The following is a 20,453-nucleotide window of genomic DNA, read 5'->3' as shown; positions in this document are numbered from 1 at the left end:
AGATGTGCTGAGACAGCACATGGGCCCATAGGCCCACTTAGTGCTCACCTGCGGCGAGCCGCACATAGTGCTCCGGCAGCGTCAGCGCCGACCCGTCCGGTTCCAGGCCCGGCATCACCGGCTCCGGGATCGGGCGGTCGGCCGCGGCCAGGACCTGCGCGACGGTGCCGTACTGCGCGAGCTCCAGGAACGTGCAGTACTGCGGCGGCAGCACCATCACCGTCTCCCCCGCCGCGGCGAGCGCGTCGTCGACGGCCATCCAGGCGGCGGCGTCGGACTCGGTCGAGACGCCCGCGGCCTCCTGGCCCTCGGGGCTCGCCGTCACGAAGAAGAAGGTGCGGTACCGGCGCGGCTCGAACTCGGGGGTGATCCAGCACGTCCAGCCGCGGAGCAGGTCGGTGCGCAGCACGAGGCCGCGCTCGCGCAGCAGCTCGCTGAACGCGATCTCCCGGGCCTCCAGGGCGCGCCGCGCCTCCGCCCACTCCGGTCCCGACGTCGCCGGGACCACGGACCCGTCGTCGGGACCGGCCAGGAGCACGCCGGACTCCTCGAACGTCTCCCGCACGGCGGCGCACACGACCGCCCGGGCCTCGTCGACCCCGAGCCCGAGGCGCTCCGCCCACACCTCGGGCGACGGCCCGGCCCAGGCGACGACGTCGGTCGTGTCGCGCGGGTCCACACCGCCGCCCGGGAAGACGACCATCCCGCCCGCGAACGCCATCTGCGTGCGGCGCCGCATCAGGAAGACCTCGACGCCGGCACTCCCCTGCCGCAGCAGGATCGTCGAGGCGGCCACCTTCGGCGTGACCGGGTCCGCGGCCCGGGTGCGGAAGTCGGCGAGCTGGTCAGCGAAACCGGGAGGGAGCGCCGTCGGGTCCATGGCGCTCATCTGATCACACGGGTCGCGCGCCGCGACCACAACGAACACAACGTCCGCTACGCGCGGATGCTGTCGCCGCGGGTGACCGGGACCGCACTCTGACGAGCGATCCAGCTCACAGTCGCGCCCAGGAGTCCCCGTGTCGTCGACGACCACCGATCCCCCGCCGGCCGAGGTCGGGCCGTCGCGGCCCGCCCCCGGGCGGCCGTCCCGGGCCACCACCGTGCTGGTGCTGGTCGCGGTCGCCGCGGCGCTGCTGCTCGTGCCCCCGGCCGTGAGCTCGCTCGCCGGCGGCGGGGACGGGACGCAGCTCAAGGGCCTGCAGCTCATGGTGCCGAACGCCCCGGGCGGCGGGTACGACGTCACCGCCCGGGCCGCCGCGAGCGCCGCGGAGGAGGCCGGGGTCAGCGGGGCGGTCGAGGTGTTCAACCTCCCCGGGGCCGGCGGCACGGTCGGGCTACGTCGACTGGTCAACGACTCCGGCGACGGCCGGCTGCTCATGTCGATGGGGCTCGGGGTGGTCGGGAGCGTCTACTCGAACGACTCCCCCGTCACCCTGCGCGAGACGACGCCGATCGCGCGGCTGACCGAGGAGACGGAGATCCTCGTCGTCCCGGCCGACTCGCCCTACCGCGACCTCTCCCAGCTGCTCGACGCGTGGCGGGCGAACCCGGGCGGGCTGCCGGTCGGCGGCGGCTCCTCGATCGGCGGCCCGGACCACCTCGCGCCGATGCTCACCGCGAAGGCCGCGGGCATCGACCCGCGGGCGGTCAACTACGTCCCCTACGACGGCGGCGGAGAGCTGCTCGCGGCGGTCCTCGGCGGCAAGGTCGGCCTCGGGGTGAGCGGGCTCGGGGAGTTCGCCGACCAGGTCGCGTCGGGTGACCTGCGGGTCCTCGCGGTGACCGCCGGGCAGCGGGTGCCGGGCGTGGACGCCCCCACGCTGCGCGAGGCCGGCGTCGACGTCGAGTTCACCAACTGGCGCGGCCTCGTCGCGCCGCCGGGTCTCGCGCCGGAGCAGCGCGAGGAACTGGTGGCCGCGGTGGCCGACCTGCACGAGAGCCCGGAGTGGCGCGAGGTGCTGGAGCGCAACGACTGGCAGGACGCGTACCTGCCCGGGGACGCCTTCGGCGCGTTCCTGACGGCGGAGGACGAGCGGGTCGCAGGGGTCCTGCGGGAACTGGGGTTGGTATGACGACGGGTGAGCCGGTCCGCCGGAGCTGGTGGGCCGAGCACGCGGAGCTGGGGGTCGCGGCGCTGCTCGCGGTCGTCGGGGTGCTGGTCGCCGTGGACACGGTGGCGGAGGGGACGCTGGCGGCGGGGTCGGAGTCCGACCCGATCGGACCCGGGGTCGTACCGCTGGTGCTCAGCGCGGCCCTGCTGGTGCTGGCCGCGCTGCTCACGGTCGACGTCCTGCGCGGCGGGCACGGCGAGGCCGAGGCCGGCGAGGACGTCGACCTCGACACCCCGATGGACCTGCGCACCGTCGGGATGCTCGCGGGCGTCCTGATCGCGACCGCGGCGCTCATCCCGGTCCTCGGGTGGCCGATCGCCGGCACCGTGCTGTTCGCCGGCGCCGCCTGGTCGCTCGGCTCGCGGCGCCTCGAGGTCGACCTCGCCGTCGCCGCCGTCGTCTCGCTGGTGACCTGGGTGGTGTTCGACGGCCTGCTCGGCGTCGACCTCCCCGGCGGCCCGCTCATGGGGGTCCTCGGATGAACGACTTCGGCCTGCTCGACGGGTTCGCCAACGCGCTGACCCCGACCCACCTGCTCTTCGCCGCCCTCGGGGTGCTGCTCGGCACCGCGATCGGGGTGCTGCCCGGCATCGGCCCGGCGATGGCGGTGGCCCTGCTGCTGCCCGTCACCTACGCGTTCGAGCCGACCGGTGCGTTCATCATGTTCGCCGGCATCTACTTCGGCGCGATGTTCGGCGGGTCGACCACGTCGATCCTGCTCAACACCCCCGGCGAGAGCGCGTCGGTGATGGCCGCCGTCGAGGGCAACCCGATGGCGAAGCAGGGTCGCGGCGCGCAGGCGCTCGCCACCGCCGCCATCGGGCACTTCATCGGCGGCCTGGTCGGCGTGACCGGCCTGGTCCTGGTGGCGCCGCTGATCGCGTCGGTCGCCGTCGACATCGGCGCCCCCGACTACTTCGCGATCATGGTGCTCGCGTTCGTCGCGGTCACCGGGGTCCTCGGCGCGTCCCGCGTCCGCGGGTTCGCGGCGCTCGTGCTCGGCCTGACCATCGGGCTCGTCGGGCTCGACCCGATCTCGGGCCAGCCCCGCATGACCTTCGGCGTCCCCCAGCTCGCCGACGGCATCGACGTGGTCATCGTCGCCGTCGGCCTCTTCGCGGTCGGCGAGGCCCTGTGGGTGGCCGCCCACCTGCGGCGCAAGCCCACCGAGGTCATCCCGGTCGGGCGGCCGTGGCTCGGGCGCGACGACGTCCGCCGGGCCTGGAGGCCGTGGCTGCGCGGCCCGTTCATCGGGTTCACCTTCGGCTCGATCCCCGCCGGCGGCGCCGAGATGAGCACGTTCATGGCCTACGTGACCGAGCGGCGCCTGTCGAAGAACCGGAAGAACTTCGGGAAGGGCGCCATCGAGGGCCTCGCCGCGCCGGAGTCGGCGGCCTCGGCCTCGTCGGCGGGCACGCTCGCCACGATGCTGACGCTGGGCCTCCCGACGACCGCGATCGCCGCGATCATGCTGGCCGCGTTCCAGCAGTTCGGCATCCAGCCGGGTCCGCTGCTCTTCGAGCGGGAGCCCGCGCTGGTGTGGACGCTGATCGCGAGCCTGTTCGTCGGCCTCGTCATGCTGCTCGCGCTGAATCTGCCGCTCGCCCCGATGTGGGCGAAGCTGCTGCGCGTCCCGCGGCCCTACCTCTACGCCGGCATCCTGTTCTTCGCCTGCGTCGGGGCCTACGCGGTGTCCGGCTCGCCGGTCGACCTCGTGGTGCTCCTGGCGATCGGCGCGATCGGGTTCCTCATGCGGCGCTTCGGGCTCCCGGTGCTGCCCGCGATCATCGGGGTGATCCTCGGTCCCGACGCCGAGCTCCAGCTCCGCCGGGCGCTGCAGATCGCCGACGGCGACGTCACCACGCTGGTCTCGACACCGCTGTCGATCACGGTCTACGCCGTCATCGTGCTGCTGTTCGTGCTCCCGCTGGTGCTGCGGCGGCGTCGCCGGGCGGCGGAGCCGCAGCGTGAGGACGAGCTGGTCTGATCCCCTTCGTTCACGACGGCAGGTGGCGCCGTCAGCCGAGCGCGTCGAGGTCGAGCGTGACGCCGAGCTGCAGGGTCGCAGTGCCCCGGTGCTCGGTCACCAGCTCGTACGCCTCACCGGTCGAGCGGAACTCCGTGAGGGTCACCGGCGGCCCCGGTTCGACGAGGAGGTAGTACGGAACACCGCACTCGGCGTACTCCGAGTACTTCATGACGCGGTCGAGCCGCCGACTCCCCGGCGAGAGGATTTCGACCACCGCCACCGCGTCCCGGCCGAACACCCGTGGTGTGTCGTCGGGGAGGTCCGCCACCGCGAGGACGAGGTCCGGGACACGGACGGTGGCCGCCGGGCCGTCGTCCACCACCATCTCGTACTCGGGCAGCACGTCGTAGCGGCCGCCGCTCCGGGTCTCGAGCTGCGTCCCGAGTCGCAGGACGAGCTTCTGGTGGCGGGCGATCGGGCGAGCGGCCACGACGAGGACTCCTTCGGCGAGTTCAAACCGCCGCTCGGAGTCCTCGGGGAGTGCGCTCCACTCCTCGAGGCTCAGCAGGTGGTCCGGCCACGTGGGCTGCATGGTCATCACACCTCCTTGGACTCGCCCGATCCTCGCACGGTTCCACTCACACGTCGGCGAGCTTCGGCGCGGCCTCCCCCAGCAGCTCGATGGAGTGCAGCAGGTCCGCGTGGCGCAGCCGTGGGTTGGTCATCTGCAGGTTGATCCGGTCGACCCCGCCCAGCTGGTCGGCCACCCGCGTCGCCTTCTCGACGATCATGTCCGGGTCGCCCACGAAGTAGGCGCCGTCCGGGCCGCGGGTCGCGTCGAACTGCCGGCGCGACGGCGGCACGCCCCCGCGCTCCCGGGCGATCTGGGTGAACATCGCCTCCCAGCCGGGGTAGAACGCGTTCGTCGCCTGCGCGACGTCGTCGCCGAGGAACCCGAAGACGTGCAGCCCGACCTTCAGCTGCTCGGGCGAGTGCCCGGCCTCGGCCCCGGCGCGGCGGTAGAGGTCGATCAGCGGGGCGAACTGCGCCGGGGCCCCACCGATGATCGCCACCATCAGCGGCAGCCCGAGCGCGCCGGCCCGGTAGAACGACTCCGGCGACCCGCCGACGCCGGCCCAGATCGGGAACGGGTCCTGTGCGGGCCGGGGGTACACCGGCTGGTCGTTCAGGGCGGGCCGGTGCGGCCCGGACCAGGTGACCCGCTCGTTGTCGCGGATCTTCAGCAACAGGTCCAGCTTCGAGGTGAAGAGCTCGTCGTAGTCGGAGAACGCCAGCCCGAACAGGGGGAACGCCTCGGTGAAGGAACCACGCCCGACGACGAGCTCCACCCGGCCGCCCGAGATCAGGTCGACCGTGGCGTACTCCTGCCACACCCGCACCGGGTCGGCCGCGGAGAGCACCGTGACCGCGGAGCGCATCCGGATGTTCTGCGTGCGCGCCGCGGCCGCCGCCAGGATCACGGCGGGCGCGGCGTCGTAGTACTCGCTGCGGTGGTGCTCGCCGATGCCGTAGGAGTAGAGCCCCGCCCGGTCGGCGGTCTCGATCTCCTCCAGCAGGTGCGCGAACCGCTCCACCGGCCCGACCACCTGCTCGGTGTCCGGGTCGGTGACCTTCGCGACGAAGCTGTCGACGCCGATGTGCACGGCACTTACCTCCCAGCTCGGTGCATGTTGAAGCGTCAACTGTCGCGAGGGTCCCGCTATTCCGTCAGAGCGTGGCGGCGAGCCGCTGCGCGAGCTTGCCGACGAAGGCCGACGGCTCCTTGAGCTCGCCGCCCTCCGCGAGCAGGGCCATGTCGTGCAGCAGCGACGCCGTCTCGGCGACGCCGGCGTCCTCGGGCCGGGCCTCGTGAGCGGCCTTGAGGTTCTCCACCAGCGGGTGCTTCGGGTTGAGCTCCAACGCCCGCTTCTGCACCGGGATCTCCTGCCCCATCGAGCGCATCATCTGCTCGAGCTGCGGCGGGAGCCCACCGACCTCGCCCACCAGGCATGCGGGGCTCGTCGTCAGGCGGGTCGAGAGCCGGACCTCGGAGACGTCGTCGGCCAGCGTCGTCGTCATCCAGGAGAGCAGGTCGTCGAAGCCCTCGGGCTTCTCGGCGTCGTCGGCGAGGTCGACGTCGCCCTGGGCGATCGAGGCGAACGGCTTGGCGTCCTCGCCGGCGCCGTACGACGGGACCATGCCGACCCAGACCTCGTCGACCTGGTCGGTCAGCAGCAGGACCTCGTACCCCTTCGCGCGGAACGCCTCGATGTGCGGGGAGTTCTCGACGGCGGCCCGGGACTCGCCGGTGACGTAGTAGATCGACTCCTGGCCCTCGGGCATGCGCGCGACGTAGTCGGCCAGCGTGGTCAGCTTCTCGGGGTCGTGCGTCGAGGCGAAGCTGGAGGCCTCGAGGATCGCCTGGGTGTTGTCCTGGTCGGAGAGCAGACCCTCCTTGAGGGCCCGGCCGCACTCGCGCCAGAAGGTGTCGTACTTCTCGGCGTCCTCCCCGCGCAGCGCCGTGATCGTCTGCAGCACGCGCTTGACCAGGCGCTTGCGGATCAGCTGGATCTGACGGTCCTGCTGGAGGATCTCGCGGGAGACGTTGAGCGAGAGGTCCTGGGCGTCGACCACGCCCTTGACGAACCGCAGGTACTCCGGGACGAGCGCCTCGCAGTCCTCCATGACGAAGACGCGCTTGACGTAGAGCTGCACCCCGCGCTTCGCGTCGCGGTAGTACAGGTCCATCGGCGCGTGGCTCGGCAGGAACAGCAGGGCCTGGTACTCGAAGGTGCCCTCGCCGGTGAACCGCATCGTCTCGAGCGGCTCCTGCCAGTCGTGCGAGACGTGGCGGTAGAACTCGGCGTACTCCTCGTCGCTGACCTCGGAGCGCGGCCGCGCCCACAGCGCCTTGCGGGAGTTGATCGGCTCGTTCGAGGACTCCTGCTCGGAGTCCTCCTCCTCGGCCCCCTCGACCGTCGTGCCGGCGTCGGTCGGGTTCAGCAGGATCGGCCACGTGATGAAGTCCGAGTAGCGCTTGACGATGCGCTTCACGACGGCGGGGTCCGCGTAGTCGTGCAGGTTGTCCTCGGCGTCCTCCGCCTTGAGGTGCACGGTGATGCTGGTGCCCTGCGGGGCGTCGGCGACCTCGGAGAGCTCGTAGGTGCCCTCCCCCGCCGACTCCCAGTGCACGCCGCCCTCGGTACCCGCGCGACGGGTGGTCATCTCCACCCGGTCGGCCACCATGAAGCTGGAGTAGAAGCCGATCCCGAACTGCCCGATCAGCTCGGCGGTGACCTCCTCGCTGCCCGACGCCTGGGCCTCGCGCAGCTTCGCGAGGGTCTCCGCGGTACCCGACTTCGCGATCGTCCCGATCAGCGTCACGACGTCGTCGCGGCTCATCCCGATGCCGTTGTCGGCGATCGTGATCGTGCGCGCGGCGGCATCGGTGCGCAGCTCGACGTGCAGGTCGGAGGTGTCGACCCCGAGGTCCTTGTCCCGGTAGGACTCCATGCGCAGCTTGTCCAGCGCGTCCGAGGCGTTGGAGATCAGCTCCCGCAGGAACACGTCCTTGTCGGAGTAGATCGAGTGGATCATCAGCTGCAGCAGCTGACGGGCCTCGGCCTGGAACTCGATCGTCTCAGTCATTGCTGTCCTGCGTCCTCTCGTGGCTCACCGGCGGGGTCGGTGACCATGATATGAGGACCCCCCGACAGCGCCGACGGCCTCGTCCGCTCAGGGGCGGTCGGCGAGCACCGCGGCCACGACCGCCGGGAGCGGGTCGTCGCCGCCGTCGAGGTCGGCGGGCCCGGGCCGGAGCACGGACACCGTGGGTCCGCCGTCCCAGGCGACCACGCGCCCGACCGTGGACGGGACGAGCGACCCGTCGTCGGGACCGAGCAGGACCACGACCTCGGCGTCGTCGAGGCGCCCGCCGTCCCGGTCGTCACGGACGTCGACGTTGCGGCTGGTCGCGTACGCGGCGAAGCGCTCGGCGTCCGGGACCAGGAAGGCGATCTCGTCGCCGGTGACCTCGGTCAGCAGGGCCTCGACGACCCGCCACCCCAGCGTGTCCGACGCGCCCACCACCGCGTACATCAGGTCTCCGGCCCGCGGGTCGGGTCGGCCGACACCGCCGCGCCCTCGCCGTCCTCCTCGCGCCCCGGCGTGCGGAGGTTGAACCGCCGGATCACGACGCGGAACACGACGTAGTAGACGACCGCGTAGCCCAGCCCGATCGGGATCAGCCACAGCGGCCGGGTGGCCTGACCGAAGTTGATGACGTAGTCGATCGCGCCCGCGGAGAAGGTGAAGCCGTCGTGGATGCCGAGCGCGTTGCACAGGGCCAGCGAGGTGCCGGTGAGCACGGCGTGCACCAGGTAGAGCGGCCAGGCGACGTAGACGAACGCGTACTCCAGCGGCTCGGTGATGCCGGTGAGGAACGACGTCAGCGCGACCGAGGCCATGATCCCGCCGACGACCTTGCGCTGCTCCGGGCGGGCCTCGTGGACGATCGCGAGGGCGGCGGCAGGCAGGGCGAACATCATGATCGGGAAGAAGCCGGTCATGAACGTCCCGGCCGTCGGGTCGCCGGCGAAGAACCGGGCGATGTCGCCTTGGGCGCCGTTGTAGTCGCCGAGGACGAACCACACCACGGAGTTGAGGATGTGGTGCAGGCCGAGCGGGATGAGCAGCCGGTTGGCCATGCCGAAGATGCCCCCGCCGACCACCGCGTTCGCCGCGACGGCGTTGCCCAGCGCCGTCAGCCCGGCGTCGAACAGCGGGTAGACCAGCGCGAGCACGACGGCGAGCAGCATCGTCGCGAGCGCGGTGATGATCGGGACGAAGCGGCGGCCGCCGAAGAACGCGAGGTAGGTCGGCAGCGTGATCCGGTGGTAGCGCTGCCAGAGCACGGCCGCGACCAGCCCGACGAGGATCCCGCCCAGCACGCCGTAGTCGATCGTGGCCTGCTGGCCCTCCGAGTCCAGCTGCCCGGGCAGCAGGACCGGGCTGAGCGACTCGAAGACGCCCGCGAGCACGAGGTAGCCGACGACGGCGGCCAGGGCCGTCGACCCGTCGGAGCGGCGGGCCCACCCGATCGCGATGCCGACCGCGAAGATCAGCGGCAGGTTGTCGAAGAGGGCGCCGCCGGCGCCGGTGAGCACCGTCGCCACGTTCTTCAGGGCGTCGACCCCGCCGAGGAGGTCGTCCTGCCCGAGGCGCTGCAGGAGCCCGGCCGCCGGGAGCGCGGCGATCGGCAGCATGAGGCTGCGGCCGAGCCGCTGGAGCCCGGCGAGGCCCCGTGCTCCCCGGGACGGCGTGTCCGTGCTCGCGGTCATCGGGCCCCACCTCCAGTACCGTGCGGCGGACGTTGCAGGCAGCAACGAGGGGTGTCAAGGGAGGGTGCGGGGCATGGACGCAGCGGCGATCGTCGCCGGCCTCGGCGGCGCGGCGAACATCGACGACCTCGAGGCCTGCATCACGCGCCTGCGCACCGAGGTCCGCGACCCCGCGCTCGTGGACCAGTCCGCCCTGAAGGCGCTGGGCGCCTCGGGCGTCGTCGTGCAGGGCCGGATCGTGCAGGTGGTCGTCGGGCCGCAGGCCGATGTCATCGCCGACGACGTGCACGACCTCCTCGACTCGTGATCGTCGCCGCGCCGCTCGCGGGCACCGTCGTCGGCATGGAGGCGGTGCCGGACGAGGTCTTCGCGGCGGGGATGGTCGGCCCGGGTACTGCGGTCGAGCCGAGCGGCGACGGTGTCGTCGAGGTGCTCGCCCCGGTCGCCGGAACGCTGGTCAAGGTGCACCCGCACGCCTTCGCGCTGAGCACCGGCGACGCGATCGGGGTCCTGGTCCACCTCGGTGTCGACACCGTGCGGCTCCGCGGCGAGGGCTTCGAGGTGCTGCGCGCGGAGGGCGAGGTGGTCGAGGCGGGCGACCCGGTCGTGCGCTGGTCGCCCGAGGACGTCCGGGCCCGCGGACTGTCGGCGATCTGCCCGGTCGTCGTCCTGGACGTCGACCCGGCTCGCGTGTCGGTGGCGGGCCCGACCGGGGACCCGGTGGCGGCCGGGGATCCGTTGCTGGGCGTCGGGCGGGAGTGAACCGTCAGAGGTCGAGAGCCACCCGCAGCACGGTGTTCACCCGCGCGAGCGTCAGGGCGTCGATCCGGCCCACCCGCTCGCGGACCCAGGCCGAGTACAGCCGGCCGAGATCCCCGGCGTAGGCGTAGCGCCCGTCGCCCGTGGGCACCGCGAGGAGGTCGTCCGGGTCGTCCACTCGCAGTTGGAGGCCGAGGACCCAGTCGCGGGTCGGTTGGATCGTCTCGTCGCTGGAGAGGACGAGCACCGTGCCGCGGTTCGCCGGCGCCGAGGGGCGTTCGTAGCGGTACAGCTCACCCCTGCGCACGGAGCGTCGCCTCGTCCGCTGCCAGGGCAGCATCCTCGGCGACGGCCGCTGCCTCGTCCCACGTGTTCTCGCGCGGTGCCCCCTGACGCACGGCCTCGCTCATGGCTGCCTTCGCGAGCCACGCCGACAACGGCTTCCCGGCGCGATCGGCTGCTGCCTGAAGCAGCTCCAGGGAGAACTCGTCGATCGAGAAGCTCACCCGCCGCTTGGCCGCCACGGGCTCGACGGTACCGCCGGATCGCCTCACGCCGGCACCTCCTCCTCGGGCGAGACGCGGCGGGCCAGCTGGTCCAGCCGGCGCTCGATCACCGCGCCCACCGGCCACGTCGCGGCGAGCTCGGCCAGCGCGTCCGCCTCGTCGGTCGACCGGCAGGTGCACGGCTCGTACCCGTCGTGCTCCAGCGACGAGCGCAGCGCCTCCGCGTACTCGTCCCGTGTCAGCGGCACCTCCGCCACCCGCGCCGTCGTCGTCGCGCGCTGCGAGTTCATGCCCGCGAACCCGCGGCCGCAGCCGCACCGGCCGTCGGGATCGTCGCGGTCCTTCCGGCAGGGCGGGTCGATGCGCACCAGCTCGCCCTCGACCGCGTGGTGGTAGTCGTTCTCCCGTGTGCCCTGGGTTCGCCCCGTGGCCACCAGCACCTTCATCGGGTCCTCCTCGTTCGAACTGATGATCGAGTGATAGCAGGACCCACCGACAACCACCCGGCCCGGCGCGACCTACGATGAGCCGTTCGGATCAGCAGCACGAGGGAGCTCAGGCGATGACGGGCGGGACCGCGTTCGAGAAGCAGGTGCTCGAGGCCGCGGAGCGTCTGGTCGGCATCGCCGAGCGGACCCCGCTGCAGCACAACCCGCGGCTGTCCGCCGACTCCGGCGCGCAGGTGTGGTTCAAGCGCGAGGACCTGCAGGTCGGGCGCTCGTACAAGCTCCGCGGCGCCTACAACCTGATCTCCCAGCTCGACGACGAGGCCCGCGCGGCCGGGGTGGTCTGCGCGTCGGCCGGCAACCACGCGCAGGGCTTCGCCTTCGCCTGCCAGACGCACCGGGTCCGGGGCCGCGTCGTCATCCCGTCCACGACGCCGCGCCAGAAGCGTGAGCGCATCGCCGCGCTGGGCGGCGACATGGTCGAGCTCGTCATCACCGGCGACACCTACGACGAGGCCTCCGCCGCCGCGACCGCGTACGCCGAGCAGACCGGCGCGACCCTCGTCCCCGCCTTCGACGACTCGCGCACCGTCGCCGGGCAGGCCACGGTGATCGCGGAGGTCGTCGAGCAGCTCGGGCACGCGCCCGAGGTCGTCGTCCTGCCGGTCGGGGGCGGCGGCCTCCTGGCCGGCACCGCCACCTGGCTGGCCGCGACCTACCCGCGCACCCGCGTGATCGGCGTCGAGCCGGCGGGCGCCCGCAACGTCGCCGCCGCCCTGCACGCGGGCTCCCCGGTCGTGCTCGACGAGGACGGCTTCGACCGGTTCGTCGACGGCGCGGCGGTGCGCAAGGCCGGCGCGGTGACCTTCCCGCTGATCCGGCGGTCGGGCGCGCAGCTGCTGGCGGTCGACGAGGGGCTCGTCTGCACCGAGATGCTCGCGCTCTACCAGACCGAGGGCATCATCGCCGAGCCCGCGGGTGCGCTCGCCGGCGCGGCCGTGCGCTCCGACGGCCCGGAGCTCGACCTGGTGCCGGGCGAGACCGTGGTGGTCATCCTCTCCGGCGGCAACAACGACGTGTCCCGCTACGCCGAGGTCATCGAGCGCTCACTGCGCTTCCAGGGCCTCAAGCACTACTTCCTGGTCGAGTTCCCGCAGGAGCCGGGCGCGCTGCGGCGCTTCCTCGACGAGGTGCTCGGTCCCGACGACGACGTCACGCGCTTCGAGTACGTCAAGCGCGACAACCGGGAGTCCGGCCCGGCCCTCGTCGGCGTGGAGATCGGCCGCCGCGAGGACTACGAGCCGCTGCTGGAGCGGATGGCGCGCTCGCCGCTGCAGATCGAGGCGCTCGAGCCGGGCTCGCCTGCCTTCCGCTTCCTCGTCTGAGCGCCGTGGCCGCGCGGGAGGTGTCCGAGGACCTCCTCGTCGGCCTGCGCCGCGCCCGCGACCGCATCGACCGCGAATACGCCGAGCCGCTCGACCTCGACGCCCTCGCGGCGACGGCGGGCCTGTCCAAGTACCACTTCCTGCGCTGCTTCTCCCGTACCTACGGGCGGACCCCGGCGGCGTACCTCACCGAACGGCGGGTGGAGCGCGCGCAGGACCTGCTGCGCGCGACGAACCTGACCGTCACCGAGGTGTGCTGGCTCGTCGGGTACGCCTCGCTCGGGTCGTTCTCCACGCGCTTCCGCCGGCTGGTCGGGGTCAGCCCGTCGGAGTACCAGGCCCGCTGGGCCTCGGGTGCACCGCGGATCCCGGGCCGCTTCGTCCTGATGCACGGGCTCTCGGACCGAGCAATCCCGGAGAAGCCACCCGCACCAGGGGCGGCGGCAGGATCGTCGCCGTGATCACCAACATCTCGCTGTTCACCCTGTACGTGACCGACCAGGACGACGCCAAGACGTTCTACTGCGACGTCCTCGGCTTCGTCGAGGGCACCGACGTCACCCTGGGCGGCGGTTTCCGCTGGGTGACGGTGAAGCACCCGTCGCAGCCCGAGCTCGAGGTCACGCTCATGGTGCCGGGGCCGCCCCAGGACGAGGACATGGCGGCCGCCGTCCGCCGGTCGCTCGCGGCGGGCTCGATGGGCGGGTTCGGGATCTCGACCGACGACTGTCGCGCCGAGCACGCCCGCCTCGTCGAGCTCGGCGTGGAGTTCGTCCAGCCGCCGTCCGAGCGGCCCTACGGCGTCGAGGCGGTGTTCCGCGACAGCTCCGGCAACTGGCTCGTCCTCGTCGAGTCGCGCGCCTTCACCCCGGAGGGCCTCACCGAGGGCGAGTGGGGCCCGGTTGCCTCATGACGGCCGCTCCGCCCGCACCGGCGTGACCGCGATCGCGGCCAGGGGCGCGAGGGCGGCGAGGGTGAAGCCCAGGCCGTAGCTCGACGCGCCGATGATCGCGCCCAGGACCGGCGGGGCGGCCGACGCGACGATGTTCTGGGTCGTGTTCTGCACACCGAGTGCCCGCCCGGACCACGCCTGCCCGGCCATCTCGGCGGTGGAGACGAACGCCAGGCCGTTGTCGGCCACGGTGACGATCGCCCCGACCGCGATCCCCGCCACCGCGATCACCGGCACCCACACCGACCCGGCCGCGAACCCGAGCATCACCAACGTCGAGCCGACGGCCAGCTGGCGCATCGGGCGCAGGCGGGAGCCGACGCGGTCCGACCACCACCCCGTCGCGATCCGCCCGGCCGCGCCCGCGATCTGCGACACCGCGACGAACACGCCCGCGACTCCCGGCGACCACCCCTGCTCGCGGACCAGGTACTCCAGGGCGAACGCGGAGATCGCGAACTGGGGCAGCACCAGCAGTGCCGAGGCCGCGTGCAGGCGGTAGAGGGTCGGGACGCGGTAGGGGTTGCCGGTCGGCTCGTGCGGCTCCGGCGCCCGCCGGGGTGCGTCCTGCGCCACCACGACGACGAGCACGGCGGCGACGAGGCAGGCCAGCCCGGTCCAGCCCAGCGCGACGAACGGGCCCTGGACGGTGGCGAGCACCGGCAGCACCAGCGCGGCGAGGGCGACCCCGAGGGGCTGTGCGGTCTGGCGGATGCCCATCGCCACGCCGCGCTCGTCGGCCGCGAACCACCCCATGATCAGCCGACCGCTCGCGGCGTTCACCGAGGCCGCGCCGAGCCCGCCGACCCCCAGCAGCAGCGCGATCGTCACCAGCGACGACGGCGGGTCGAGCGCCAGGCCCCCGACGACCAGGCCGGCGAGGCCCAGGCCGGCCGCCATCGGGACCCGCTCCCCCACCCGGTCGACCACGACGCCCCACGCGACGAGGGCCAGCAGCAGACCCGTCGTCGGCGCCGCGACGACCACGCCGACCTCGGCCAGCGACAGGCCCCGCTCGTCGCGCAGGGTGGGGACGAGGAACGGGATGCCGTAGACGAACGACGACGCGGCGGTCTGCGCGAGCACGCCGACGACGAGGATCGCCCAGCGGCGTCGTGGTCGGGCGGGGGTGCTCGTCTCCAGGCTCACGGGTCGTCAGCATGCCTCACGGACGTTCATCAGACGAGACGCCGTCCCACATGCTGAGAAGCGTCAGCGACGGGCGGCCAGCAGGTCCCGGGTCGCCGCGTCCTCCGCGGCGGTGGCGCGGTGCCACTGCACCAGCAGGATCACCAGCACGCCGACCAGCGGCAGGTCGCCCATCCCCCACGAGAGCAGGGCGGCGACCTGCTGGTCGGCGAGCAGGTCGGGCGCCCACGGCAGGCGCAGGCGCGAGTAGAAGTCGGTGACGAAGACCTGCCCGCCCCCGCCGTCGGCGGCCAGCGTCGACGGGGTCTGCGCGACCGGGGTGTCGGCCGCCAGCAGGATCGCGCCGAACAGCGCGTGGAACGGCATCGACGCGATCAGCACCGCGAGCCGCGCCACGTGCGGCAGCTCCCGGCCCGGCGCCGGGTCGACCCCGACGAGCACCCAGAAGAACAGGTAACCCGCCGTCAGGAACCACAACGAGATCGCCGGCATCAGCCAGCCCAACGGCTGGAGCAGCGAGAACAGCGGCGTGAGGTAGAACGCGAACGGCGACCCGACCATGACGACGGCGGCCACGGCGGGGTGCGTGAGCCCCCGCAGCAGCGGCGCGTCGAGGACGGACTCGAGCCGGTCGCGGGCGTCGCCCTCGTCCGGCAACGCGCGCCGGGCCAGCGTCACCGGACCGCCCAGCACCAGGAGCACCGGGACCACGATGCTGATCAGCATGTGCTCCGCGACGTGCACGCTGAACAGCGCGTCCGCGTAGCGCCCGACCCCCGAGCTCGTCGCCACCACCAGCAGCGCGCAGCCGGCGTACCAGGACACCGCCCGGCCCCGTGGCCAGGAGGACACCCGGCGCAGCCACCGCGTGTAGACGACCACGAGCACGACCGCGAGCGCCGCGAACCACACGTCGAGCCGCCACTCCCCGAGCAGCCGGCCCAGGGTGGGCGGGTCGGGGATGCGGAAGCCGAGCATCGCCTCGGTGGGCGTCGAGTGGAACGGCGCCTGCACCGGGGGCACCGCCCGCGTCATCGCCACCGACAACCCGGTGACGACGGCGAGCAGCACCAGCTCCGTCACGACGAGCCCGCGCCCGGCGCCCGTCGTCCGACGTCGGACGAACACGCCCAGCAGCACCACGGTGACGGCCGCCGCGGCCAGGACCAGCACGCCGTAGGAGGTCGCGAGCTCCCCGACCGAGGGCACCAGCACGGCCGACGCGAGGACCCCGGCCACGATCGTGACGACCGCGCACACCGTGGCCACGGTGCCGCTGCGGCGTGGGGACACCGGCGCGACCAGCAGCGCGCCCAGGGTCCCGAGCCACACCGTCGCCGCGACGACGTGCAGGGCCAGCGCCGGCGTGCCGAGGTCCTTGCCGACCCCGTCCACGGCGTGCCCGGTCACGACCGGCCCGAGCAGGGACCCGCAGGCCAGCACCCCGGCGCCGAGGGCCGACGACCAGGTCCGGGCCTCGCGCACCCACACCGCGACGACCGCCGCACCCACCGCGCAGGCGAGCCACCCGACCGGGGCCGCGCGCACCACCATCCCGACGACGAGGTCGGGGCCGGGCGCGACGAACCCGCCGGAGACGTCCGCGACGGTGACGATCGCCGTCCCCAGGGCGAGGACCGCCCACGCCCACGCACCGCCGGAGGCCACCGACCGCACCGCGGCCGACGGCGGCCCGGAGGCCACCACCAGTCCGTGCACCAGCGCCCCGAGCGTCACCGCCGCCGCCCCCGCCGTCAGGACCCGGAGCAGCGGCAGCCCGAGCTGGACCAGCTCACCGGGGTCGGCCAGGCCGAGGACCGGGTAGGCCGAGCGGCCGAGCAGCAGGGCGGCGACCAGGACGGTGACCAGCGCCGCGGCGCCGGCGGGGACGAGGCGCCTCACGGATCGAGACGGCCCGGGAAGCGGGCCCGGTACTCGTCGAGGTGCTGGGACTTGCAGACGTGCTGTTCCTTCTCGTTGATCGCCTGGCGCATGCACTCGTCGAGCGTGCGGGCCTGCGAGGCGTGCAGGTAGGTCACCGCGGACTCGAGGGTCGGCCACTCGATCGCGGTGCCGATCACCACCGCGATCAGCGCCACACCCAGCGCGGCGAGCGGCTTACCCCGACCTGACGCGCGTCCCGAGCGCACCCGCATGAGGGCGACCACCGCACCGACCAGGGCGACCAGGCCGAGGAGCATCCCGCCCCAGCCCGTCCAGGCACTGACCAGCGCCATCCCGGCCACGACCAGCGCGAACGTCGCGGCACCGGTGGCGCCGGCCCCGGTCTCCGGCGCGTCCTGCGTCTCCGGCTCGCTGGTGCTGGTCACGGGCCCGATGGTGACACCCGGTGTGCGCGCACCCGCGCGCGGGGCGCACCATCGGAGCATGACCGTCGCCGCGCCCCGGCCCGACCAGGCCGAGGACTTCCTGCTCACCGGGATGACGTGTGCGGCGTGCGCCTCGCGGATCGAGCGGCGCCTCAACAAGGTGGACGGCGTCACCGCCGCGGTCAACTACGCCACCGAGCGGGCCACCGTGACGCTGCGGCCCGACGTCGACCGCCGGGACGTCGTCGACGTGGTCGCCCGCCTCGGCTACGGCGCCACCCCGCTCTCCGCCGACCCCGACGCCGAGCGGGACGAGGTCGCGGCGGTCCGCGACGACCGCGTCGCGGACCTGTGGCGCCGCCTCGTCGTCGCGGCCGTGCTGTTCATCCCGATGGTGGACCTGCCGCTGGTGCTCGCCGTCCTGCCCGAAGCCCGCTTCCCCGGGTGGGAGTGGGTGGTCACGGCCCTGGCGGCCCCCGTCGTCGTGTGGTCGGCCTGGCCGCTGCACCGGGCGGCGTTCGTCAACGCCCGGCACGGCGCGTCGTCGATGGACACGCTGATCTCGCTCGGGATCGTCGCCGCGACGGTGTGGTCGCTCGGGTCGATCCTCACCGGCCACCTGCCCGACCCCTCGCAGGGCGCGCTGAGCGTCTTCCTCGACCCCGTCGGCCCGCTCTACCTCGAGGTCGCCGCGGCGGTGACGACCTTCGTCCTGGCCGGCCGCTACGTCGAGGCCCGGGCCAAGCGCGCGGCGGGCGACGCGCTGGCGGCCCTCGCGGCGCTCGCCGCCCGCGACGTCGCCGTGCTGCTGCCGGACGGGACCGAGACGCGCCTGCCGGCCTCGGCGCTCGCCGTCGGGACCCGCTTCGTCGTGCGGCCGGGCGAGCGGATCGCGACCGACGGGACCGTGGACTCCGGGGCCAGCGCCGTCGACCGCTCCATGCTCACCGGCGAGACCGTGCCCGTCGAGGTCGCCGCGGGGGACGCCGTCACGGGCGGCACAGTCGCGACGTCCGGGCGGCTGGTCGTCACGGCCACCGCGGTCGGCGGGGCCACCCAGCTCGCCGGGATGATCCGGCTCGTCGAGTCCGCGCAGGCGTCGAAGGCCTCCGTGCAGCGGCTGGTCGACCGGATCTCGTCGGTGTTCGTGCCGATCGTCATCGCGCTGTCGGTCGGCACCGCCCTCGTCTGGTGGGCGGTCGGCGGCTCGGCCGGCGAGATCTTCTCCGCGGCCCTCGCCGTCCTCGTCATCGCCTGCCCGTGCGCGCTGGGCCTCGCGACCCCGACGGCGATGCTGGTCGCGTCGGGCCGCGGCGCCCGCGAGGGCATCTTCCTCAAGAGCCACCAGGCGCTCGAGACCAGCCGCGTGGTCGACACCGTGGTCCTGGACAAGACCGGCACGGTGACGACGGGGGCGATGTCGGTCCGGGCGGTGCACCTGGCCCCGGACGCGTCCCGACGGCGGGTTCTCGCCCTGGCCGGGGCGGTCGAGGACGCCTCCGAGCACGCCGTGGCCCGCGCCGTCGTGGCGTGCGCGCGCGACGAGGTCGACGTGCTGCCCGTGGCCGAGGGGTTCGAGGCGCTCCCCGGGCTCGGGGCGCGCGGCGTGGTCGACGGGACCGAGGTGCGGCTCGGGAAACCGGTCGGGAGACGCAGCGGAGCGGAGCTCGACCCCTCGGGGTCCGGCCCGCTGCCCGACTGGGCCCCGGCGCCGGAACCGGACTCGACGCTCGTCGTCGTGACCCTGGACGGCGACGACGTCGCGGTCCTCGAGGTCGCCGACGAGGTCAAGCCCTCCGCGGCGCCGGCCGTCGCGCGGCTGCGGGCGGCGGGGCTGCGGACGGTGCTGCTCTCGGGCGACCGGGCCGAGGCGGCGTCGGCCGTCGGTGCGGCCGTCGGGGTCGACGAGGTGATCGCCGACGTGCTGCCGGAGGGCAAGGTGGACGCGCTGCGCGCCCTGCAGGACGGGGGGCGCCGCGTGGCGATGGTCGGTGACGGGGTCAACGACGGCCCGGCGCTCGCCGCGGCCGACCTCGGGCTCGCCGTCGGGGCCGGCACGGACGTGGCCCTGGAAGCGGCGGACGTGATCCTGGTGCGCGACGACCTGAACGCCGTCCCGGACGCGCTGGAGCTGGCCCGCCGCACCGCCACGACGATCCGCCGCAACCTCGTCTGGGCCTTCGGCTACAACGTCGCCGCCATCCCGCTCGCCGCGTTCGGCCTGCTCAGCCCGCTGATCGCCGGGCTCGCGATGGCGCTGTCGTCGGTCCTGGTCGTGTCCTCCAGCGTGCGGCTGCGGCACTGAGGTGGACGGCCCCCTCGAGTCGTTCCGCGCCGCGCTCGCCCCCGCGCAGGCGGCGATCGTCGACGACGTCCACCGCACGATCGCCGAGGTCGCCCCGGACCTGCTGCCGCCGGTGCGCAGAGGGTCGATGCTGGGGTACGGCCCGTTCCACTACCGCTACGCCTCGGGCCGCGAGGGCGACGCCCACCTGATCTCGCTGCGCGGCGGGAGCCGGCAGCTCAGCGTCTACGTCGGCGCCGTCGAGGACGGCCGCTACGTCCCCGAGGCCCACGCGGACACCCTCGGGAAGGTCTCCGTGGGCCGGAGCTGCATCAAGGTGACGCGGCCCGGCGACCTGGACCTGGCGGCCTTCGCCGCGGTCGTCCGGCGGGCGGTCGAGGTCGGGGGCGAGGGGCAGGTCTGAGGCACGCCCCAGGCGCGTCAGGCCCGCCGGCGGCGCTCGGCCAGGACCGCCGTCAGGAAGGCCTCCGCGCTCGTCCCCGACGGCGGGGCGGGCGCGACCCGGCCGGCGACGTCGTCCGCGAGCTGCTCCCCGAGCGTGCGGCGCACCGTCGGGTCGAGGTCGCCCGCCCGGCCGAGGAACTGCCGGGCGGCGAGGGCGAGGTCGTCGGGCAGGGCGGAGAGCTGCAGGGTCGCCGCCCAGCCGGCCAGGGCCGGGTCGGGCTCGGGGAGGGTCACGTGGCGGGTGGAGCGCGGCACCCGCTCGCGCAGCACGATCGTCCCGGCCAGGAGGTCGCCCACCCGTTGGCCGCGGCGGGTGCACGCCGACACCACGAGCGCGACCACCCCGCTGAGCAGCCCGAAGTCGACGAACAGGCCCGCGAGCGCCCGGACCAGGGCCTGGCGGAACCGGATCGGCCCGCCGTCGTCGGAGACCACCCGCAGCCCGAACGCCGCCTTGCCCGGAGAGCGCCCGCGCGTCAGCGTCTCCCACGTCGTCGGCCAGACGACGAAGGCGAGGACGGCGAGGACCACCCCGATCGTCGCCGCCAGCGCGTCGTCCACCTCGACGCCGCTGACCACCACGACCACGATCGCCGCGACCATCAGCGCGCCGACGATCGCCGCGTCCAGGGCGAACGCCAGCGCGCGGCTCGGTAGCTTGGCGGGGGCGAGGTCGAGCTCGACGGCCTCGCCGATCACGACGCCCGGGTCCGGTGGGGCCACGCCCGACATGGTGCCAGCGGAAGGACCCTCAC

Annotated in this window: 23 protein-coding genes; 10 read left to right on the top strand and 13 right to left on the bottom strand. The window is 73.9% G+C overall.

Annotated elements, in window-relative coordinates; genetic code table 11:
* Positions 1-37: 37 nt before the first annotated feature.
* Positions 38-889, bottom strand: coding sequence for an NUDIX hydrolase (locus tag WCD74_RS28040; RefSeq protein WP_337698212.1), 852 nt, complete (start codon positions 887-889; stop codon positions 38-40).
* Between the two features lie 217 nt (positions 890-1,106).
* Here WCD74_RS28040 and WCD74_RS28035 point away from each other — a divergent pair, with 217 nt between their 5' ends.
* Genes WCD74_RS28035 through WCD74_RS28025 form a run of 3 tightly spaced genes read left to right on the top strand, consistent with a single transcriptional unit; the run spans position 1,107 to position 4,101 of the window.
* Positions 1,107-2,075, top strand: a complete 969-nt coding sequence (locus WCD74_RS28035) for a Bug family tripartite tricarboxylate transporter substrate binding protein (protein WP_337698216.1) — start codon at positions 1,107-1,109, stop codon at positions 2,073-2,075.
* Positions 2,072-2,596: a tripartite tricarboxylate transporter TctB family protein gene (locus WCD74_RS28030; protein ID WP_337698211.1), complete on the top strand. Its 525-nt coding sequence runs from the start codon at positions 2,072-2,074 to the stop codon at positions 2,594-2,596. The genes WCD74_RS28035 and WCD74_RS28030 overlap by 4 nt, the downstream gene beginning before the upstream one ends.
* On the top strand, positions 2,593-4,101 hold the full coding sequence (locus WCD74_RS28025; protein WP_337698210.1) for a tripartite tricarboxylate transporter permease: 1,509 nt from the start codon (positions 2,593-2,595) through the stop codon (positions 4,099-4,101). The genes WCD74_RS28030 and WCD74_RS28025 overlap by 4 nt, the downstream gene beginning before the upstream one ends.
* 31 nt (positions 4,102-4,132) lie before the next feature.
* Here WCD74_RS28025 and WCD74_RS28020 read toward each other — a convergent pair whose 3' ends face one another.
* The 5 genes from WCD74_RS28020 to WCD74_RS28000 all read right to left on the bottom strand — a co-directional run bounded on the left by WCD74_RS28020 (position 4,133) and on the right by WCD74_RS28000 (position 9,422).
* Positions 4,133-4,681 (bottom strand): Uma2 family endonuclease, encoded by a 549-nt coding sequence (locus tag WCD74_RS28020; protein WP_337698209.1) that lies wholly within the window; start codon positions 4,679-4,681, stop codon positions 4,133-4,135.
* Positions 4,682-4,721: 40 nt separating this feature from the next.
* The gene (locus WCD74_RS28015) at positions 4,722-5,747 is read right to left on the bottom strand and encodes an LLM class flavin-dependent oxidoreductase (protein ID WP_337698208.1); all 1,026 of its coding nucleotides are present in this window, start codon (positions 5,745-5,747) and stop codon (positions 4,722-4,724) included.
* 64 nt (positions 5,748-5,811) lie between these two features.
* A complete protein-coding gene (gene htpG / locus WCD74_RS28010) occupies positions 5,812-7,731 on the bottom strand; it encodes a molecular chaperone HtpG (RefSeq protein WP_337698207.1) in 1,920 nt (639 codons plus the stop codon).
* An 87-nt stretch (positions 7,732-7,818) separates the two neighbouring features.
* Entirely contained in the window at positions 7,819-8,181 is a 363-nt protein-coding gene (locus WCD74_RS28005) for a hypothetical protein (RefSeq protein WP_337698206.1), read from the bottom strand.
* Positions 8,181-9,422, bottom strand: a complete 1,242-nt coding sequence (locus WCD74_RS28000; protein WP_337698205.1) for a PTS transporter subunit EIIC — start codon at positions 9,420-9,422, stop codon at positions 8,181-8,183. The genes WCD74_RS28005 and WCD74_RS28000 overlap by 1 nt, the downstream gene beginning before the upstream one ends.
* Positions 9,423-9,495: 73 nt before the next feature.
* Between WCD74_RS28000 and WCD74_RS27995 the strand changes: the two genes are divergently transcribed.
* Both WCD74_RS27995 and WCD74_RS27990 read left to right on the top strand, forming a co-directional pair.
* Entirely contained in the window at positions 9,496-9,729 is a 234-nt protein-coding gene (locus WCD74_RS27995; protein WP_337698204.1) for a PTS sugar transporter subunit IIB, read from the top strand.
* A complete protein-coding gene (locus tag WCD74_RS27990) occupies positions 9,726-10,184 on the top strand; it encodes a PTS sugar transporter subunit IIA (RefSeq protein ID WP_337698203.1) in 459 nt (152 codons plus the stop codon). Before WCD74_RS27995 ends, WCD74_RS27990 begins: the two co-directional genes overlap by 4 nt.
* A gap of 4 nt (positions 10,185-10,188) precedes the next feature.
* On the opposite strand, the gene WCD74_RS27985 is transcribed toward WCD74_RS27990, so the two are convergent.
* The 3 genes from WCD74_RS27985 to WCD74_RS27975 are packed head-to-tail and all read right to left on the bottom strand — an operon-like array spanning position 10,189 to position 11,133.
* Positions 10,189-10,488 carry a hypothetical protein gene (locus tag WCD74_RS27985; RefSeq protein WP_337698202.1) on the bottom strand — a complete coding sequence of 100 codons (300 nt, stop codon included), beginning with the start codon at positions 10,486-10,488 and terminating at the stop codon, positions 10,189-10,191.
* Positions 10,475-10,705, bottom strand: a complete 231-nt coding sequence (locus WCD74_RS27980; protein ID WP_337698201.1) for a hypothetical protein — start codon at positions 10,703-10,705, stop codon at positions 10,475-10,477. Before WCD74_RS27980 ends, WCD74_RS27985 begins: the two co-directional genes overlap by 14 nt.
* A 26-nt stretch (positions 10,706-10,731) precedes the next feature.
* Positions 10,732-11,133, bottom strand: a complete 402-nt coding sequence (locus WCD74_RS27975) for a DUF7715 family protein (RefSeq protein ID WP_337698200.1) — start codon at positions 11,131-11,133, stop codon at positions 10,732-10,734.
* Between the two features lie 116 nt (positions 11,134-11,249).
* Here WCD74_RS27975 and ilvA point away from each other — a divergent pair, with 116 nt between their 5' ends.
* Genes ilvA through WCD74_RS27960 form a run of 3 tightly spaced genes read left to right on the top strand, consistent with a single transcriptional unit; the run spans position 11,250 to position 13,431 of the window.
* Entirely contained in the window at positions 11,250-12,518 is a 1,269-nt protein-coding gene (ilvA, locus tag WCD74_RS27970) for a threonine ammonia-lyase IlvA (protein ID WP_337698199.1), read from the top strand.
* Between the two features lie 5 nt (positions 12,519-12,523).
* Entirely contained in the window at positions 12,524-12,979 is a 456-nt protein-coding gene (locus WCD74_RS27965; RefSeq protein ID WP_337698198.1) for a helix-turn-helix transcriptional regulator, read from the top strand.
* A complete protein-coding gene (locus WCD74_RS27960) occupies positions 12,976-13,431 on the top strand; it encodes a VOC family protein (RefSeq protein ID WP_337698197.1) in 456 nt (151 codons plus the stop codon). Before WCD74_RS27965 ends, WCD74_RS27960 begins: the two co-directional genes overlap by 4 nt.
* Here the strand turns inward: WCD74_RS27960 and WCD74_RS27955 are convergent.
* From WCD74_RS27955 to WCD74_RS27945, 3 genes are all read right to left on the bottom strand, one after another.
* Positions 13,426-14,619 (bottom strand): MFS transporter, encoded by a 1,194-nt coding sequence (locus WCD74_RS27955; protein WP_337698196.1) that lies wholly within the window; start codon positions 14,617-14,619, stop codon positions 13,426-13,428. The two genes, WCD74_RS27960 and WCD74_RS27955, sit on opposite strands and share 6 nt — an antisense overlap.
* A 63-nt stretch (positions 14,620-14,682) precedes the next feature.
* Positions 14,683-16,521 carry a cytochrome c oxidase assembly protein gene (locus WCD74_RS27950; RefSeq protein ID WP_337698195.1) on the bottom strand — a complete coding sequence of 613 codons (1,839 nt, stop codon included), beginning with the start codon at positions 16,519-16,521 and terminating at the stop codon, positions 14,683-14,685.
* Positions 16,518-16,949, bottom strand: coding sequence for an A24 family peptidase (locus tag WCD74_RS27945; RefSeq protein ID WP_337698194.1), 432 nt, complete (start codon positions 16,947-16,949; stop codon positions 16,518-16,520). Before WCD74_RS27945 ends, WCD74_RS27950 begins: the two co-directional genes overlap by 4 nt.
* A 58-nt stretch (positions 16,950-17,007) precedes the next feature.
* Between WCD74_RS27945 and WCD74_RS27940 the strand changes: the two genes are divergently transcribed.
* Together WCD74_RS27940 and WCD74_RS27935 are read left to right on the top strand one after the other, a co-directional pair.
* Positions 17,008-19,254, top strand: coding sequence for a heavy metal translocating P-type ATPase (locus WCD74_RS27940; protein WP_337698193.1), 2,247 nt, complete (start codon positions 17,008-17,010; stop codon positions 19,252-19,254).
* A gap of 1 nt (position 19,255) precedes the next feature.
* Positions 19,256-19,657 carry a DUF1801 domain-containing protein gene (locus tag WCD74_RS27935; RefSeq protein ID WP_337698192.1) on the top strand — a complete coding sequence of 134 codons (402 nt, stop codon included), beginning with the start codon at positions 19,256-19,258 and terminating at the stop codon, positions 19,655-19,657.
* 17 nt (positions 19,658-19,674) lie between these two features.
* Here WCD74_RS27935 and WCD74_RS27930 read toward each other — a convergent pair whose 3' ends face one another.
* Positions 19,675-20,421, bottom strand: a complete 747-nt coding sequence (locus WCD74_RS27930; RefSeq protein WP_337698191.1) for an RDD family protein — start codon at positions 20,419-20,421, stop codon at positions 19,675-19,677.
* Positions 20,422-20,453 lie beyond the last annotated feature (32 nt).

It is taken from the genome of Actinomycetospora aurantiaca, assembly GCF_037401875.1.
Classification (GTDB): domain Bacteria; phylum Actinomycetota; class Actinomycetes; order Mycobacteriales; family Pseudonocardiaceae; genus Actinomycetospora; species Actinomycetospora aurantiaca.
This window is presented reverse-complemented; position numbering and strand designations above follow the sequence as displayed.